We start from the raw sequence: 17,263 nt of genomic DNA, 5'->3' as shown, positions 1-17,263 counted from the left end.
TATGCAACGCCTACATACATTACTTGCGGCACTGGCCATTGCCACAGCCGCTAACGCCCAAATTGGACAACCATTTATCCACGACCCCTCGACCATCGCCGAGTGCGATGGCAAGTACTATACCTTCGGCACCGGTGGCGGCGGCCTCATCTCTGAAGACGGCTGGAGCTGGCACAGCGGCGCCGAGCGTCCTGGTGGCGGTGCTGCCCCCGATATGATTAAGGTCGGCGACCGTTACCTCTGCATCTATGGAGCCACTGGTGGTGGCCTCGGAGGCGGTCACAGTGGCCGTATCCTCACCATGTGGAACAAGACCCTCGACCCCAAGAGTCCTGACTTCAAGTGGTCTACCGCTGTCGAGGTCTGCTCTAGCGACGGTATGGAGGATCAGGATGCCATCGACCCAGGTGTACTGCTCGACCCCACCACAGGTCGTATGTGGGTCAGCTACGGTACCTACTTCGGCACCATCCGCCTCATCGAGATCGATCCAAACACTGGCTACCGTGTGAGCGGCAACAAGGAGAAGGATATCGCCATCGACTGTGAGGCCACCGACCTCATCTATCGCAACGGCTGGTACTACCTGCTGGGCACCCACGGCACCTGCTGCGACGGTGTGAACTCTACCTATAATATTGTAGTGGGCCGCTCTAAGAGCGTTGAAGGCCCGTATATCGACAATGTAGGTCGTGATATGTTCCACGGTGGTGGCCGCATGGTCATCGCTGCTGGCGACCGCAAGACTGGCGCAGGTCACTTCGGACGTACCATCCTCGACGAGGGTGTTGAGATTATGTCGTTCCACTGGGAGGCCGACTTCGACCAGGGTGGACGCTCCACACTGGCCATCCGTCCCCTGCTGTGGAAGAATGACTGGCCCTATGCTGGCGACCAGCTAAAGGCAGGAACCTACTGCATCCTGAGCGAGCGCCGCGGCTACTCTCTGGAGCTGGCTGTCGACTTCGTCCGCATGAATGTGGCTCGTGCTGGTGGCTTTGGTGGCTTCGGTGGTGGACAGCAGGCTAACGCCGCTCCTCCCCAGCCCGTGGCTGAGCAGACGCTGGAGCAGGTACAGAGCAAATGGCCTGCTGGCGACATCGACGTGCGTTGCAGCGACTATATGTTCCGCCCCTGGCAGAAATGGCAGCTGCAGCCCACAGACAAAGGCACCATCGCCGGACCGCTCTACACCATCAAGATTGAAGGTACCAACCGCGCTCTAACCGCTACGGCCGACCTGGAGCTCACCACCAAGGAGTTTACCAACCTCGACGAGCAGCTCTGGCGTATTGAGCAGCTCACAGACGGCACCTTCCGTGTGATGCCTTACGTCATCCCTGGACAGGAGGGCAAGAACAAGAAGTACTGCCTCTACTCCGCAGGTGACTCTACCCCCACTCTTGCCGAGTACGACTTCAACAGCGATAACTCGAAGTGGAACTTCCGTAAGGACTGGTAAGACTAGCAAACGAACCTAAATACCAAGCGGGCGAAAGTTGCTTCATTGCACTTTCGTCCGCTTCTTATATCCATACATGAAGGGAGTAACCATTTTGCTGATTTAGCAAGAATGTCAATTTAGTCCTATTATATGTCAATATGGTGACACGAGAGATAAAAGATTATTTGTACCTTTGCCCCCGAAATATTACACAACAAAAACAAAGGAAATGCAATACAGAGAATTAGGCCATACGGGCATGATGATTTCGCACCTGAGCTTTGGTGCATCGTCGCTGGGAAGCGTGTTTCATGAGACGAACGAAAAGGATAGCTTCGAGGCCGTGGAGGCCGCCATCGAGGGAGGCATCAACTTCATCGACGTGAGTCCCTACTACGGACACTATAAGGCAGAGACGGTGCTGGGCAAGGCGCTGAGAAATATCCCCCGCGATAAATATTATCTGAGTACGAAGGTGGGCCGCTATGGTAAGGACGGCGTAAACACCTGGGACTACTCAGCCAAGCGGGTGACGGACAGCGTTTATGAGAGCATGGAGCGTTTAGGCATCGACCATATTGACTTGATTAATGTACACGATATAGAATTCCAGGCCGCTCTGCCAGGTGGACTACAGAAGGTGGTGGACGAAACACTTCCTGCCCTGTTCGAGTTGAAGGACAAGGGACTGGTGAGCCATGTGGGCATCACCGACCTGCAGTTGCAGAACCTGAAATGGGTGGTGGAGAAGTTCGAGGAGAAGATGCAGAAGGAAAACGGGAAGTGGAAGCTGGAAAGCATCCTGAACTTCTGTCATTTCACCCTGAACGATGATGCGCTGGCTGACTATGTGGGCTTCTTCGAGCAGAAAGGTGTGGGTGTGATCAACGCCTCACCGCTGAGCATGGGCTTGCTGTCAGAGCGTGGCGTACCAGCCTGGCATCCAGCTCCTAAAGAGTTGGTGGCTGCCTGTCAGAAGGCTGCCGAGCACTGCAAGGCCAAAGGCTACCCCATTGAGAAGTTGGCTGTGCAGTATTCCGTAAGTTTCCCCCGTATTGCTTCAACCCTGTTCTCTTCAGCCAATCCTGCCAATGTGCGTCGTAACATTGAGTGGGCCAACGAAGAGCCCGACTGGAACCTGGTATGCGAGGTGAAGGAGATTATTGGCGACCAGGAGCGTGTGACATGGGCAAATTCGTAGGAGTTTGGAAGTTAAAGAAGTTAAGAGGACGCATGAAGAGACTATCGATGATGGCAGGTCTGCTGCTCTTCGTCATGACGGCAGGAGCACAGCAATACAGGATTCCCGTTCAGGAGATTCACGAGCAGATGCAGACGGGACAGTACGAACCCACATGGGAGTCACTGGAGACCCACGAGACGCCTGAATGGTTTCGTGATGCCAAGTTCGGCATCTGGGCCCACTGGGGTGCCCAGTGTGTAGAGGGCTCAGGCGACTGGATGGCTCGCGGACTGTATCTCGAGGGAGGTGGACAGTATAACTACCACCGTGAGCACTACGGCCACCCCTCGGAGTTTGGCTATAAAGACATCCTGCCACTTTTCAAGGCTGAGAAGTGGGACCCTGAGGCATTGGTTGAACGCTACAAGCGTTGTGGTGCACAATATTTCTTCGTGTTGGGCAACCATCATGACAACTACGACCTATGGGATTCAAAATACCAGCCTTGGAACTCGAAGAACATTGGCCCCAAGCGCGATATCCTGGACGAATGGTCCAAGGCCGCAAAGAAGGTGGGACTGCCACTGGGTATCTCGTTCCATGCCGATCATGCATGGACCTGGTTCGAGCCCTCGCAGCGCTACGACCTAAAGGGCGACAAGGCAGGCATCTACTATGACGGCAACCTGACCAAGGAAGACGGTAAGGGCAAATGGTGGGAAGGACTGGACCCACAGATGCTGTATCAGCAGAACCACCCCATGAGCAAGGGCTCGTGGGACAACGGTGCCATCCACAGCCAATGGGGATGGGACAACGGCGCCTGTCCGCCGTCTCAGGAGTTTGTCACCAACTTCTTTGATCGCACCATCGACGCCATCAATCGCTATAACCCCGATTTGATTTACTTCGACGTCACCGTGTTGCCGTTCTATCCCTTGAGCGACTGCGGACTGAAGATTGCCACACATCTTTATAATAAGAACCCACGTGGCGTGGTGTTTGGCAAGATTCTGAATGACGACCAGAAGAAGGCGCTGACATGGGACGTGGAGCGTGGAGCTCCTAACCAGATGGTGGAGGAGCCTTGGCAGACATGTAACTGCATTGGCGACTGGCACTATAACACTGGCACCTACCAGCGTGGCTATCGCACAGCCACCAATATCGTGAAGCAGCTGGTGGACATCGTTTCTAAGAACGGATGTCTGCTGCTGAACATCCCCTTGCGTGCTGACGGCACCTACGATGAGAAAGCCTCTGCCTTCCTCGACGAGTTGGAAGCCTGGATGACGCAGAATGGCGAGAGCATCTTCGGCACCCGTCCCTGGGTGAAGTTTGGCGAGGGTCCTGTGGCCGAGAAAGACATCAAGATCAATGCTCAGGGCTTCAACGAAGGACAATATAACGGCATGGACTATCGCGACATCCGTTTCAATCAGACAAAGAAATACTTATATGTAACAGCTATGGGCTGGCCTGAGGACGGACGACTCGTCATCAAGTCGCTGGCCAAAGGCAATAAAGATTTTCAGAAGGGCATCAGCAGCGTGCACCTCTTAGGTTATGGTAAGATTAAGACACGCCAGACCGCAGAGGGATTGGAGGTGCAGCTGCCGAAGCCTTGCAATCAGATTGCTCCCGTATTACGAATAGCCAAATAACGATGATTAGGATTGACGCACACAGCCACCTCTGGCTGAAACAGGACACCACCGTCGATGGTAAGCGCATCCTGTCGCTCAAGAACGGACGCAGCATCTTCATGGATGAGGAAGTGCAGATGGTGCCACCGTTTATGATTGACAGCGTGAACTCTGCCGAGGTGTTCCTTTCAAACATGAACTATGCCCAGGTGGGTGCTGCCGTTGTGGTGCAGGAAGTCATCGATGGCAACCAGAACGAATACCTCACCCAGGTACAGCAGCAATACCCAGACCGATTCTTCTGTATGGGCATGGCGTGGAACCTCGACGAGGCAAAAGCCGTATATGAGGCAGGACTGAAGGGCATCGCCTTTCCAGGCCACCGCATGCACGAACCGTTGCAGACGCTGATGCCAGTATTCAAATTCATGGAGGAGAAAGGTATGATACTGTCAATGTGCTTAGGCGACGACGAGGCTCAGATAGCCCAAATGGCCGAGGTGATACAGGAGTGTCCAAAGCTGAAGGTGGCCATCGGCCATTTCGGCATGCCTACCACGCCCTCGTTCAAGAGTCAGGTGATGCTGGCTCGTCAGGGTGACAACGTGATGATTGAGAGTGGTGGCATCACTTGGCTCTACAACCCTGAGTTCTATCCCTACCCCACTGCCGTTCGCCGCATCCTTGAGGCTGCCGACTGGGTAGGTATGGAGCGACTGATGTGGGGTTCGGACTATCCTCGTACCATCACCGCCATCACCTACCGTATGTCTTATGACTTCGTAGAGAAAAGCTCAGAGCTGAGCGATGCAGAGAAGGGCGCCTTCTTAGGTCAGAATGCTCAGCGCTTTTATGGTTTCAAGAACCTTCCTGAATTACCTTACATTAAAAATATGTCAGAATAGATATGAAAAAGCCATTAGTTCCAAGGAAATACTTGTTTACGTTTATCCTTATCACGTCGTTGTTTGCCCTCTGGGGCTTTGCCAACGACATCACGAACCCGATGGTGGCTGCATTCCAGACTGTCATGGAACTGTCTGCTGCCAAGGCCTCGCTGATTCAGTTTGCATTCTATGGCGGCTATGCCACAATGGCTATCCCTGCCGCCCTGTTCATACGCAGGTATTCCTATAAAAGCGGTATCCTCCTGGGATTAGCGCTCTATGCCATTGGCGCCTTCCTGTTTATACCAGCAGCCGAGTGGCAGGAGTTCTCGTTCTTCTGCCTGTCGCTTTATATCCTTACGTTTGGTCTCGCTTTTCTTGAGACGACGGCCAACCCCTTTATTCTCTCGCTGGGTAACAAGGAGACCTCTACACGCCGACTGAACCTTGCTCAGGCCTTCAACCCTGTTGGCTCACTGAGCGGCATGGCTGTGGCTTCATTCATCGTACTGCCTCATCTGTTGTCTGACGAGCGCGACGCAGCAGGAAAGATTATCTTCCCCATGCTGTCGGAGGCTGAGAAAGCAGGCATCCGTCTTCACGACCTCGCCGTCATCCGCAATCCTTACGTTGCCATAGGATTGGTGGTGGTGGCAGTACTGGTGATTATCGCCCTGACCAAGATGCCTAAGACCGAGAGCGAGGAACAGAAGGCTGCAGGAGAGACGCACACCGTTAAGGTAACGCTGTCGAACCTTTGGCATAACACTATCTACCGTGAGGGTGTCTTTGCACAGGTTTGCTATGTAGCTGCACAGATTATGGTATGGACCTTCATCATACAGTATGCCGACCATCTGGGCATCAATAAGGCTACGGCTCAGATATATAATATTGTGGCGATGTCACTCAACCTCAGCGGACGTTTCATTGGCACGTTTATCATGCGCTATGTCAACTCTCGACGCCTGCTCACCATCTTTGGTGTGGGAGCATCCATCTGTACGATGGGTGCCATCTGCATAGAAGGCATTTGGGGATTATACAGTCTTGTGGCCATCAGCCTCTTCATGTCAATCATGTTCCCCTCTATCTATGGCATCGCCCTGGAGAACGTTGACTCGAAAGACACCCATCTGGGAGCCGCTTTCCTGGTTATGGCCATCGTTGGTGGAGCACTCATGCCGCCGTTGCAGGGTCTGATGATTGACCAGGGCACCATCTTTGGAATGCCAGCAGTGAACATGTCGTTCATACTGCCGTTGGTGTGCTTCATCATCATCATCATCTATGGTTATCGTTCATACATGCAATTAAAATCAATAAAGAAATGAAAGCTATTCAGATTACACACACACAAGAACTGAACATTATTGATATAGAAAAGCCTCAGACCCCTGGTCAGGGCGAGGTACTCTTAAAACTGAGCTACGTTGGTTTCTGCGGCTCTGACATCAACACCTTCATGGGAAGAAACACGATGGCGCTGAACCCCGTGATTCCTGGTCATGAGGTAGGTGCCGTAATTGAAGCCGTAGGTGCAGGCGTGCCCGAGAATCTGAAGAAAGGTATGGTGGTGACCTGCAACCCCTACACTAACTGCGGCAACTGTCCTTCGTGCCGTAACCGTCGCGTAAACGCCTGTCAGCACAACGAGACGCTGGGCGTTCAGCGCAATGGTGCCATGATGGAGTATATCACCCTGCCTTGGGAGAAGGTGATTCCAGCGGGCAGTCTGGCGCCGAAGGTCTGCGCACTGGTAGAGCCAATGAGTGTGGGCTTCCACGCTGTGAGTCGTGCTGAGGTGACAGACATAGATGTGGTGATGGTGATTGGCTGCGGCATGGTGGGCATGGGTGCTATCGTACGCTCTGCCCTGCGTGGTGCCACCGTCATCGCTGCCGACATCGACGACGAGAAGCTGGCACTGGCCAAGAAGATGGGAGCCGCCTATGCCATTAACACCAAGACGGAGGATGCCCACCAGCGTCTGCAGGAGTTGACCAACGGCTGTGGGCCTGATGTGGTTATCGAGGCCGTGGGCAGCGTACCCACCTATCAGATGGCCATCAACGAGGTGGCCTTCACGGGTCGTGTGGCCTGCATTGGCTATGCCAAGAGCGAAGTATCGCTGCAGACGAAATACTTCGTACAGAAGGAGCTCGATATCCGCGGCTCACGCAATGCCCTGCCCTCTGATTTCCGTGCCGTGATTCACTATCTTGAGACCAACGACTGTCCCATCGATACGCTGATTACGAAAGTCATCAAGCCCGAAGAGGCTTTCAACACCATGCGCTGGTGGAGTGAGAACCCTGGTAAGGTATTCCGTATTCTTGTGAATTTCGAGGATTAAGGTTTGACGTTTATGGAGGGATATATTCAAACCATATCTGAAGGAAAGATCAAGAGATATGTGCAGTATCTGGCGATTAGCGACGACCCAGAACTTTTGACGCAATACAAAAAGTGGCACTCGGAAGAGTACCACTGGAAGGAGATTCGTGACGGTATCCGCGAGGTAGGTATCCTGGAAATGGAGATCTACCTCCTAGGTAATCACCTGACGATGATTGTCGATGCGCCTGCCGACCTTGACTGGCAAGCGGCTATGAACCGACTAGCTACCCTGCCACGACAGGCGGAATGGGAAGCTTTCGTGTCGAAGTTCCAGGGATGCAGCTCCGAGGCCCGCAGCGATGAGAAATGGCGGCCCATGGAGCGCATCTTCCACCTGTATAAATAATTCACTAAATCTTTGCGATGATGCCCAGTTGTGTGGCGCGGAGGAATTCAAGAATACTCCGTACCTCAGGACTATCAGGCACCTGCTCTTCAATCTGGATGATATCATCGAAGAGCGATGACTTTCCGTGGAACACCAGACGATAGGCGTTGGCGATATGCTTCAGCACTTTCTCGTCAATGCCATTGGCACGTGCCATGGTGAAGTTCACACCGCCATATTCTGCCTTTTTGGTGCATATGATAAAGGGAGGTACATCCTTTGAGAAGGTAGTACCTGCCTGAATCATGGCGCCACGGCCCACACGGGTCTTGGCATTCTCGATGACTGACGACGAGAAGATGACACCATCGTGAATCTCGCAGTCGCCAGCAATCTTGGTACCATAGCCAAACACGCAGCGGTTGCCCACCTTCGTGTCGTGAGAGATATGGGCGCCCTCCATCAGCACGTTCTCATCGCCAATCATGGTCTGTCCACCAGTATGGGTGGCACGGTTGATGACCACATTCTCGCGGATGATGTTATTGTTGCCAATGATGCACTCCGACTTCTCACCACGGAAGTCAAAGTCCTGTGGCAGCGCACCAAGGACAGCGCCTTGGTGCACCTTATTATTACTGCCCATACGCGTACCACTTAATATACTGACGAAGGGGAAGATGATGCAGTTGTCACCAATTACCACGTCGTCCTCGATATACACGAAGGGGAATATCTTACAGTTGTCGCCGATTTTCGCCTTGGGGCTGATTTCGGCCTTTGGACTAATTTCGCTTGCCATAATTCTTAACTCTTAATTCTTTTAGTCGGCGTTCCGCCTTTGTAAAAGCGGCATAGCCGAGCGCTTAACTCCTAATTATTTAGAGCCGCCACCCAAGGCTTGATAGAGGTTCACCACGGCCTGCATCTTATTGAAGTCATCGGTGACCTTTGAGATGCGTGCATTAAGTAAACCATTCTGAGCCTGGATCACCTCCAAATAGGTAGAGCCTTTCGAGGTGTAGAGCAGCTTGGTATCCTCGACGGTCTGCTTGTAGATATCCACCTGCTTCTCGTCGAGCTTGCTCTTCTCATCGCAAGTGTTGTAAGCCAGAAGGGCGTTGCTCACCTCATTGCCAGCCTTCAGAATGGTGTTCTGGAAGGTGTTGAGAGCCTGCTCCTGCTGAGCCTTAGCCACCTTCAGGCCAGCCACAATCTGACCATGCTGGAAGATGGGCTGTGTGAGCGAGCCTACTGCCGAGAGGATCCACTTGCCAGGGTTGACAATAGAACCGCCAAGCGAGTTGGTAAACGTAGCAGTACCAGTAATCTTAACATTCGGATAGAACTGCGAACGGGCGGTCTCTGTGTTATAGTAGCACTGAGCCAGCGCCATCTCAGCAGCATGTACATCAGCACGGTTCGAGAGCAGCTGGATGCCTACGCCAGTAGAGAACTCCGTGGGCAGGTTCTGGTTGTAGAACTGGCCACGAGCAATCTGATGACCAGGCTCGTTGAGCAGCAGCGACATAGAGTTCTCCATCTCGCGAATCTGACGCTTCAAATCAGCCTTCTTGGCTTGCACGCTGTAATAGTTAGCCTCAGCCGTCTGCACACTGGTAGAACGGGCACGACCCAGCTGCATCTGCAACTGCATCATCTCCCATGTCTCCTTGGTCAGCTGCTCCATATCGGTAACGATAGCCAGTTGCTCGTCGAGCATCATCAGCGTGTAATAGAGGTTTGCCACGCCACAGATGATATTGGTCTGCACCACCACCTGATAATCCTTGGTGGCCAGCAGCTTCATCTGTGCAGAGCGCTTCTGCGAGAGCAGGTTGCCAAAGAGGTCAACGTTCCATGTGGCAGCGATGGGCAACTGATAGGTACGTGATACAGAGGCTCCATCCATCTGCACCTGACTGATAGTACCCTGAGGGGCAAAAGCCACAGAGGGCAGGAAAGCCAGCTTAGCACAAGTCAGTGCCGTCTCCATCATCTTCACGTTGAGGGCAGCATTACGCAGGTCGACATTGTTTTCAAGAGCCTGCTCGATAAGTGCCTGCAGCTGGGGGTCTGTGAACACCTCGCGCCAAGGCAGGTTACCGAAGTTCTCGTCAGTGTTCACAGCCAGGGTGTCGCCATCGTTCTGGATGTCGCGCACCAGTCCCTGAGTGTTCACATCAGGACGCTCGTATTTGTTGTAGAGGCCGCAGCTCGCCAACATCAGCGAGCATACGGCTATAGTCATAATCTTCTTCATATCCTTATTTTTCCAATTCATATTCTACGGGACGCTTTGCATATTGCTGCAACTCTGTAGTCACATCAGGATTCTCCTCGTCGCCCTCGAACTTCATAGGACGGAACTTCTCCTGCAGACTCTGGAACATGACAAACAGAGCAGGCACTACGAAGATCTGGCACAGCGTACCAATCAACATACCACCAACGGCAGCGGCACCCAGCGTCTGGTTACCATTCTTACCAACACCAGAGGCAAACATCATTGGCAGCAGACCTACAACCATGGCCAGTGACGTCATGAGGATAGGACGCAGACGAGCTGCGGCACCCAACACAGCCGACCATGAGACTGCCATACCTGTCTGGCGGCGCTCCAGTGCGAACTGTACAATCAGGATGGCGTTCTTGGCCAACAGACCAATCAGCATGATGAGCGAGATCTGCATGTAGATATCGTTCGAGTGTCCGAACAATGCCGTGAATCCGAAGCAGCCTGCCAATCCGAAGGGTACTGAGAGTACCACACACAACGGCAGAATGTACGACTCATACTGTGCCGACAGAATCAGATAGATGAAGATGAAACACAACAGGAAGATAATCCATGTGGTGTTGCTGGCCTTGGCCTCCTCACGTGTCAGACCTTGATAGTCGTAGGTATAACCTGTGGGCAGTATGGCAGAAGCCACTTCCTGACAAGCTGCAATAGCCTCACCAGACGAGTAGCCATCGGCCACCGTAGCCGTCACATTAATAGATGTGAACAGGTTGAAGCGGTTGATGTTCGAAGGACCATAGACACGCTCCAAGTGGCAGAACTCCTTCACTGGCGACATGCCAGCCGGCGTACGTACGAAGATGCTGTTGAGCGACTCCTCAGTCATACGTGTATCAGGCGAACCCTGAATCATCACACGGAACAGTTTTCCGTAGGCATTGAAGTTAGAGGCATACAAGCCACCATAATAACCCTGCAGGGTGCTAAGTATCGTAGAAGGAGAAACACCTACCTGCTTACACTTAGGCACATCGACATGAATCATATACTGCGGATATGACGGGTTGTAGGAGGTCTGTGCCATCTGAATCTCAGGACGTTTGTTCAGTTCTGCGATATAGTCCGTCACAATACCGAAGAAACGGTTCAGGTCACCACCAGTACGGTCCTGCATCACCAGCGAGATACCGCTGCTGGCAGAGAAACCAGGAATCATTGGGGGCGAGAAGGCCAGGATAGAGGCATCCTTGATGTGAGCCGTCTTGATAAAGATCTGTGCAATCACCATGTTGGCATCCAGTGGGTTGATGAGGAAGCGATAGATACCATCGCCTTCCCACAGACCGGAGAGCTTCCACCAGAATCCTTTCTGACGCTCTGAGAAGGGCTTCAGCTTGATGATGAAGGTAGCCTGGTCAGAGCCCGAACCTGCAATGAAGTTATAACCCTGAATCTGCTCACGGCTCTGTATTGCGGGGTCGGCAGCCAGAATAGAGTCCACCTGATTGATAATCTGACGGGTGCGGGCCACAGAGGTGGCAGGCGGCATCGAGATGGTACAGAAGATGGTTCCGGTATCCTCGCTGGGCACCAGACCAGTCTTGGTGGTAAGCATCGTACCTACCAAAGCCGAGATACCAATAATCACTGCCAACAGGATTACCAGAGGCTTACGAACAGTCTTCTCAATACTGTTCTTGTACTTTCCCAGTATCTTATTATAAGAGGTGTTGAAAGCCAAGTGCATACGGTCTATACGACTCAGCGGCTTCTCACCGTCCTTATGATGCGGCTTCAGGAAGATGGCACAAAGGGCAGGAGACAGCGTCAAGGCGTTCAGTGCCGAGATAAAGATAGAGACAGCCATCGTCACACCGAACTCACGGTAGAACGTACCGCTGGTGCCACCGATGAACGACACGGGGATGAACACCGAAGCCATCACGAGTGTGATGGAGATGATAGCACCCGAGATCTCATTCATGGCATCGATAGAGGCTGTCAATGCGCTCTTATAGCCCTGGTCCAACTTCGCATGTACGGCCTCCACCACCACGATGGCATCGTCCACCACAATGGCGATGGCCAGCAGCAATGCCGATAGCGTCAGCAGGTTGATGGAGAAGCCCATCACGCTGAGGAAGAAGAACGTACCGATAAGTGACACCGGCACGGCAATCAACGGGATAAGCGTAGAACGCCAGTCCTGCAGGAATACGTAGATCACGATGAACACCAGAATCAAGGTGAAGAACAGCGTGAAGATAACCTCCTCGATAGAGGCATACAGGAACTCGGTAACGTCGTAGTTAATTTTATAGGTCATGCCCGGGGGGAACAACTTTGCCTGCTCTTTCAGTTCGGCTTTCACCTGCTTGGCAATCTCGTTGGCGTTAGAACCCGCAATCTGCTGCACCATACCCAGCACAGAGGGCAAGTTGTTGTTCTTCATCGACACGGTGTACTGCTGTCCGCCCAGTTCGATGTCTGCAACATCCTTCAGCTTGAGGGTCTGACCGTCAGCATTGCTGCTGATGATGATATTGCCAAACTCCTCAGCTGACTTCAGACGACCGGTATAGCGCATGGCATACTCATAAGCCACATCACTCTGCTCACCAAAGTTACCAGGAGCAGCCTCGATATTCTGCTCGGCCAGCACAGCGCTGATGTCTGAAGGCATCAGGTTGTACTGCTTCATCACATCAGGCTTGAGCCAGATACGCATGGCATAGGTTTTCAAACCAGGGCTCTGCACATCACCCACACCCTGAATACGCTTGATGGCAGGGATGATATTGATGTTGTTGTAGTTTGTCAGGAACTCATCATCGTAGCGGCCGTCAGAGGTCAGAGTGAACATCAGCACCTGTGAGGTCTGACGCTTCATCACCGTCACACCGATACGTGTTACCTCGGCAGGCAGCAAAGCCAGTGCCTGCTGCACACGGTTCTGAACGTTCACAGCACACATATCGGCATTCATGCCCTGACGGAACAGGATACTGATCTGAGCCGAGCCGGCACCTGCCGTTGACGAGATATAGTCCATGCCTTCCACACCGTTGATACTCTCTTCCAGCGGCGTGATGACCGAGTTCTTCACCGTCTCGGCATCGGCACCAGGATAGCTGGTCCACACCACAACAGTAGGCGGTGCTATATCGGGATACTGCTCAATAGGCAGGCTGAACAGTCCGATGACACCCAGGATGACGATGAGGATAGAGATCACCGTCGACAGCACTGGGCGCTTGATAAAATTCGTAAAAGTCATATTTTACCTTTTTACTGTTTCTTTTTCTGTTATTTCATCGCATTCACGATATCGCTGGCAGTCATTGACTTGGCCTGCTCATCAATCTTCTCCTGATAGCGCTGGGGTGTGATAGGCACAATCTCCATGTTGTCGCTCAACTTGGTGATGCCGTTAGTCACATACTTGTCGCCAACATTCAGGCCACTGGTCACGATGTAGTTCACGCCATCGTTCTGGGGATTAACAGTAATCTCTGTGTAGGCCACCCTGTTGCTGTCCTTCAGCACATAGACGAACTTCTTGTTCTGCACCTCCATCACCACACGCTGCGGGATAACGATAACGGCATCGGCAGAACGCGGAATGATAATAGTACCAGAGCCGCCGCTCTTCAGCAGCTTCTCGGGGTTGGGGAAGTGAGCCTTCAGCTGTACAGAGCCGGTAGAACGGTCTATCACACCACTCATGGCCACAACCTTACCTTCGTGGGCATAGATACTGCCGTCTGCCAGTTCCAGCTTCACAGCGGGGAAGGCGTCGATGGCACCACGCAGACCACCTTCGTTCTGCGACATGGTCAGCATGTCCTTCTCGGTCATCGAGAAGTACACCTCCATCTTGCTGATATCCGACACATGGGTCAGCACGTTAGAGGCGCTCACCAGCGCACCCTTCTTAAAAGGCAGCGTGCCCACAACACCAGCGGCAGGACTCTTCACATAGCAGAAGCTCAGCGCCTCCTTGGCAGAAGCCAGGGCAGCCTGTGCCTGAGCCAGCTGTGCCTGAGCGCTGAGGTAGCTGTTCTCTGCAGTCTGCAGCTCATAGTCACCCACCACGCGGTTCTCGTGCAACTGCTTGGTGTTCTCAAACGTCAGCTTGGCGGTGTTCACGGCGCTCTGTGCCGTATTCACGGCAGCCTGAGCCTGACGCACCTGAGCCTGATAGGTCTCGTTGTCAATCACGAAGAGCACCTGACCTGCGCTGACAGTCTGACCCTCAGTCACGTTAATCTGTGTCAGGAATCCCTGTACTTTCGGACGTATCTCCACATCCTGAATACCATTGATAGTGGCAGGATACGTGCTCTGCAGGGCTGCGCTCTGAGTGGCTACAGCCTCCACAGGATACTCATTGTCGCCAAAGGTAGGACGGCCACCGCCTCCACCGCACGACATCAGCACGGTTGCAACAAATGCAACCAAAAGCATTGATTTTTTCTTCATATTTCAAAACTTAAATTTATATATAAATTTCATTCTATGCTGAAAACCAAGTACGCTTGCCCGGTTTTCTGACTGCAAAGATACAAAAAAGAGGTGAAAGTCACCTTACTTCCACCTCTTTTTTACAGTTTATTAATATTATTCCATCTCTCTGACGTCCTTGAAATACTTCCAGTATTTGTCAGAGAAGTATTTATTCTCCAACCCTTTAGGCACTCTCACCGTGGCGTTATAGTTGTCAAAGGCATTCTCAATGACGGGCGTGTATTTCTTAGGACAAATGATCGTGACCAGCGAAGAGCAGCCCTTGAAAGCATCCTGATGCAGACGCTCTATGCTCTTGGGCAGCGTCACCTGGGTCAGCGACTTACAGCCCATAAAGGTGCCCTCTTCCACGAAGCGCACACCCTGCGGAATCTCCACCTCCTTCAGGGCCGTGCAGTCCATAAAGGCCTCAGCACCAATAGATTCCATACGCTCTGGGAACACTATTTTCGTCAGCGACGTACATCCCTTGAAGGCCTGCGGAGCAATGTAGCGCATGTTGTCGCTCATCTTGGTGTTCTTACAACCAGCCACCAGCATCAGCTTGCCTTTCCAGGTGCATACAATGCCATTGCAGTCGCCACGTGAGTCATAGTGTGCGTTGGCGGTATCCACAGCTATCGACTCCAAGGCAGGACAATAGGCCAGGGCGCCATCCTCGATGGTCACCACCTGCGATGGAATCACTATTTCCATTAACTGATCAGCATGGGCAAAGGCGCCACTCTTGATTTCCTTTAGCCCCACGAAATAGCGAAACTCCTTGAAGCTCTTGATGTTACTCTTCACGAAAGCCTCGCCCAAGCTGTCCACGGCAGCAGCGTCGATGCTGGTCATCTCCGTAGCGTCGGGCTCTATCCAGCCCTGCGCACGGGCAATCATAATCAGGGGTTCGTTGCTCTCGAGGGTAGCAATCTGCTCCTCCTCCACATCGGGCCCTTCATCACTGTCAGGCTGACTCACATAGTTGATGCCCAGAAAGCACAACACGAAAATGACGAGGGCAGCCACGCCACCCAGAAACCAAATCTGCTTGTAAAACGGTGTTTGATTCTCCATATATTCTCAATTTTCAATTCTCAATTCCCAATTCTCAATTTTGACAAGCCCCATCTGCTTTGCTTTTTCCATCAGCAGTTGCATCAGGGGTTCGCGTTCGTTCTCCACCTTATTGTCCAGTACCGCATCCTTCAGGTACTGCTTCAGGGCACCCACCTCGCGCGAGGGCTTCAGGTGGAACATCTCCATTATCTCATTACCATCGATTACGGGCTGCAGCAGTCGCTTATAGTCCTTCTCCTGCAGGTCGGCCAGCTTTTCGCGCACCATGCGAAAGTTCTCCAGGAACATTTTTTTGCGTCCTTCGTTCTTCGAGGTGATATCAGCCTCGCAGAGCGTCATCAGGTCGTTGATATCATCGCCAGCATCGTTCAGCAGACGGCGCACGGCCGAGTCGGTCACCTCGCTGTCGGCAATCACCTGCGGCCTCATGTGCAGGTCCACCAGCTTCTGCACGTATTTCATCTCGCTGCCCAGCGGCAGTTTCAGTCGCCTGAAAATCTCGGGCACCATCTTCGCCCCAATATAATTATGGTTATGGAAAGTCCAGCCTATGGCAGGGTCCCAGCGCTTGGTCTTCGTCTTTCCTATGTCGTGGAGCAGCGATGCCCAACGCAGCCAGAGATTTCCATTGTCCTTCGCACAGACGTTTTCCAGCACTTCGAGCGTATGGTAGAAATTGTTCTTGTGTGCCCTGCCGTTCTTCTGTTCCACAATGTCGAGGGCAGCCAGTTCTGGCAGGATGATATTCAGCAGACCGCAGCGCTGCAGGTCTACAAAACCCTTGCTGGGGTGCGGTGCCATCATGATTTTATTCAGTTCCACCTCAATACGCTCACCACTCACTATCTTGATGCGGTCGGCCATGCGTTCCAGCGCCTCGAAGGTCTCAGATTCTATCTCGAAGTTCAGCTGGGTGGCAAAGCGTATGCAGCGCATCATGCGCAGCGGGTCGTCGCTGAAGGTGATGCCTGGCTCCAAGGGTGTGGCTATGATGCCGTCATCCAGATCGGCCAGTCCGTTGAAGGGGTCCACCAACTCACCGAACCTGTTCTTATTCAGACAGATAGCCATCGCGTTGATAGTAAAGTCGCGACGGTTCTGGTCGTCTTCTAGCGTACCATTTTCAACAATAGGCTTGCGCGAGTCATGACTATAGCTCTCCTTCCTGGCACCCACGAACTCTACTTCCATCCACTTTTCACTATCCTCTTTCCTCTTTCCACTTTCCTCTTTCCTCAATAATTTAACTTGTGCCGTACCGAAGTTCTTGAACACAGCCAGATGGGCTTTGTGTCCCAGCATCCGCTTCAACTCTTTGGCCACTGCGATGCCGCTACCCACCACCACCACGTCGATGTCGTCAGAGGGACGTTCCAAGAAGATGTCGCGCACATAACCGCCCACGACATAGCATTCCAGCCCCAGCCTGTCGGCTGCCTCGCTGATTTGATGGAAAATCTCCTGGTCCAGTATCTCTGCCAGCTCTTCGTCAGAATATAACTTCATGCCTCATTCTTTCTTTGGACTGCAAAGGTACTAAC

The 17,263-nt window shown here is 52.6% G+C and carries 13 protein-coding genes; 7 read left to right on the top strand and 6 right to left on the bottom strand.

All coding sequences use genetic code 11. The features are described 5' to 3' along the window. Position 1 precedes the first annotated feature (1 nt). The 7 genes from Q0R57_RS08340 (at position 2) to Q0R57_RS08310 (ending at position 7,906) form a co-directional block, all read left to right on the top strand. Positions 2 to 1,462 (top strand): family 43 glycosylhydrolase, encoded by a 1,461-nt coding sequence (locus Q0R57_RS08340; RefSeq protein WP_294745924.1) that lies wholly within the window; start codon positions 2 to 4, stop codon positions 1,460 to 1,462. 211 nt (positions 1,463 to 1,673) lie between these two features. Then, positions 1,674 to 2,645 (top strand): aldo/keto reductase, encoded by a 972-nt coding sequence (locus tag Q0R57_RS08335; protein ID WP_294745921.1) that lies wholly within the window; start codon positions 1,674 to 1,676, stop codon positions 2,643 to 2,645. A gap of 32 nt (positions 2,646 to 2,677) precedes the next feature. Further along, a complete protein-coding gene (locus Q0R57_RS08330) occupies positions 2,678 to 4,291 on the top strand; it encodes an alpha-L-fucosidase (protein WP_294745919.1) in 1,614 nt (537 codons plus the stop codon). A gap of 2 nt (positions 4,292 to 4,293) precedes the next feature. After that, positions 4,294 to 5,178, top strand: coding sequence for an amidohydrolase family protein (locus tag Q0R57_RS08325; RefSeq protein ID WP_294745917.1), 885 nt, complete (start codon positions 4,294 to 4,296; stop codon positions 5,176 to 5,178). A 2-nt stretch (positions 5,179 to 5,180) separates the two neighbouring features. Next, complete coding sequence (fucP, locus tag Q0R57_RS08320) at positions 5,181 to 6,494, top strand: L-fucose:H+ symporter permease (protein WP_294745913.1); 1,314 nt, start codon at positions 5,181 to 5,183, stop codon at positions 6,492 to 6,494. After that, positions 6,491 to 7,516: a zinc-binding alcohol dehydrogenase family protein gene (locus Q0R57_RS08315; protein ID WP_294745910.1), complete on the top strand. Its 1,026-nt coding sequence runs from the start codon at positions 6,491 to 6,493 to the stop codon at positions 7,514 to 7,516. Before fucP ends, Q0R57_RS08315 begins: the two co-directional genes overlap by 4 nt. 12 nt (positions 7,517 to 7,528) lie before the next feature. Continuing rightward, positions 7,529 to 7,906 carry an L-rhamnose mutarotase gene (locus tag Q0R57_RS08310; protein WP_294745908.1) on the top strand — a complete coding sequence of 126 codons (378 nt, stop codon included), beginning with the start codon at positions 7,529 to 7,531 and terminating at the stop codon, positions 7,904 to 7,906. Positions 7,907 to 7,910: 4 nt separating this feature from the next. Here the strand turns inward: Q0R57_RS08310 and lpxA are convergent, their stop codons facing one another. The 6 genes from lpxA to Q0R57_RS08280 form a co-directional block, all read right to left on the bottom strand. After that, the gene (lpxA, locus tag Q0R57_RS08305; RefSeq protein ID WP_294745907.1) at positions 7,911 to 8,690 is read right to left on the bottom strand and encodes an acyl-ACP--UDP-N-acetylglucosamine O-acyltransferase; all 780 of its coding nucleotides are present in this window, start codon (positions 8,688 to 8,690) and stop codon (positions 7,911 to 7,913) included. A 75-nt stretch (positions 8,691 to 8,765) separates the two neighbouring features. After that, positions 8,766 to 10,151, bottom strand: coding sequence for an efflux transporter outer membrane subunit (locus tag Q0R57_RS08300; RefSeq protein ID WP_294745904.1), 1,386 nt, complete (start codon positions 10,149 to 10,151; stop codon positions 8,766 to 8,768). 4 nt (positions 10,152 to 10,155) lie between these two features. Continuing rightward, on the bottom strand, positions 10,156 to 13,410 hold the full coding sequence (locus Q0R57_RS08295; RefSeq protein ID WP_294745902.1) for an efflux RND transporter permease subunit: 3,255 nt from the start codon (positions 13,408 to 13,410) through the stop codon (positions 10,156 to 10,158). A gap of 29 nt (positions 13,411 to 13,439) precedes the next feature. Beyond that, positions 13,440 to 14,615 carry an efflux RND transporter periplasmic adaptor subunit gene (locus Q0R57_RS08290; RefSeq protein ID WP_294745899.1) on the bottom strand — a complete coding sequence of 392 codons (1,176 nt, stop codon included), beginning with the start codon at positions 14,613 to 14,615 and terminating at the stop codon, positions 13,440 to 13,442. Positions 14,616 to 14,753: 138 nt separating this feature from the next. Next, the gene (locus tag Q0R57_RS08285) at positions 14,754 to 15,719 is read right to left on the bottom strand and encodes a leucine-rich repeat domain-containing protein (protein WP_294745896.1); all 966 of its coding nucleotides are present in this window, start codon (positions 15,717 to 15,719) and stop codon (positions 14,754 to 14,756) included. Between the two features lie 6 nt (positions 15,720 to 15,725). Next, positions 15,726 to 17,228, bottom strand: coding sequence for an HD domain-containing protein (locus Q0R57_RS08280; protein ID WP_294745893.1), 1,503 nt, complete (start codon positions 17,226 to 17,228; stop codon positions 15,726 to 15,728). Positions 17,229 to 17,263: the final 35 nt, after the last annotated feature.

Source organism: uncultured Prevotella sp. (genome assembly GCF_946407605.1).
In the GTDB taxonomy this organism is placed as follows: domain Bacteria; phylum Bacteroidota; class Bacteroidia; order Bacteroidales; family Bacteroidaceae; genus Prevotella.
The sequence above is the reverse complement of the archived record's forward strand: the minus strand, read 5'-3'. Positions and strand labels throughout refer to the sequence as shown.

Excerpts from the sequence above, each read along its gene's own strand:
- Q0R57_RS08340 (WP_294745924.1), top strand. The coding sequence starts at position 2 with ATGCAACGCCTACATACATTACTTGCGGCACTGGCCATTGCCACAGCC.
- Q0R57_RS08335 (WP_294745921.1), top strand. The coding sequence starts at position 1,674 with ATGCAATACAGAGAATTAGGCCATACGGGCATGATGATTTCGCACCTG.
- Q0R57_RS08330 (WP_294745919.1), top strand. The coding sequence starts at position 2,678 with ATGAAGAGACTATCGATGATGGCAGGTCTGCTGCTCTTCGTCATGACG.
- Q0R57_RS08325 (WP_294745917.1), top strand. The coding sequence starts at position 4,294 with ATGATTAGGATTGACGCACACAGCCACCTCTGGCTGAAACAGGACACC.
- fucP (WP_294745913.1), top strand. The coding sequence starts at position 5,181 with ATGAAAAAGCCATTAGTTCCAAGGAAATACTTGTTTACGTTTATCCTT.
- Q0R57_RS08315 (WP_294745910.1), top strand. The coding sequence starts at position 6,491 with ATGAAAGCTATTCAGATTACACACACACAAGAACTGAACATTATTGAT.
- Q0R57_RS08310 (WP_294745908.1), top strand. The coding sequence starts at position 7,529 with ATGGAGGGATATATTCAAACCATATCTGAAGGAAAGATCAAGAGATAT.
- lpxA (WP_294745907.1), bottom strand. The coding sequence starts at position 8,690 with ATGGCAAGCGAAATTAGTCCAAAGGCCGAAATCAGCCCCAAGGCGAAA.
- Q0R57_RS08300 (WP_294745904.1), bottom strand. The coding sequence starts at position 10,151 with ATGAAGAAGATTATGACTATAGCCGTATGCTCGCTGATGTTGGCGAGC.
- Q0R57_RS08295 (WP_294745902.1), bottom strand. The coding sequence starts at position 13,410 with ATGACTTTTACGAATTTTATCAAGCGCCCAGTGCTGTCGACGGTGATC.
- Q0R57_RS08290 (WP_294745899.1), bottom strand. The coding sequence starts at position 14,615 with ATGAAGAAAAAATCAATGCTTTTGGTTGCATTTGTTGCAACCGTGCTG.
- Q0R57_RS08285 (WP_294745896.1), bottom strand. The coding sequence starts at position 15,719 with ATGGAGAATCAAACACCGTTTTACAAGCAGATTTGGTTTCTGGGTGGC.
- Q0R57_RS08280 (WP_294745893.1), bottom strand. The coding sequence starts at position 17,228 with ATGAAGTTATATTCTGACGAAGAGCTGGCAGAGATACTGGACCAGGAG.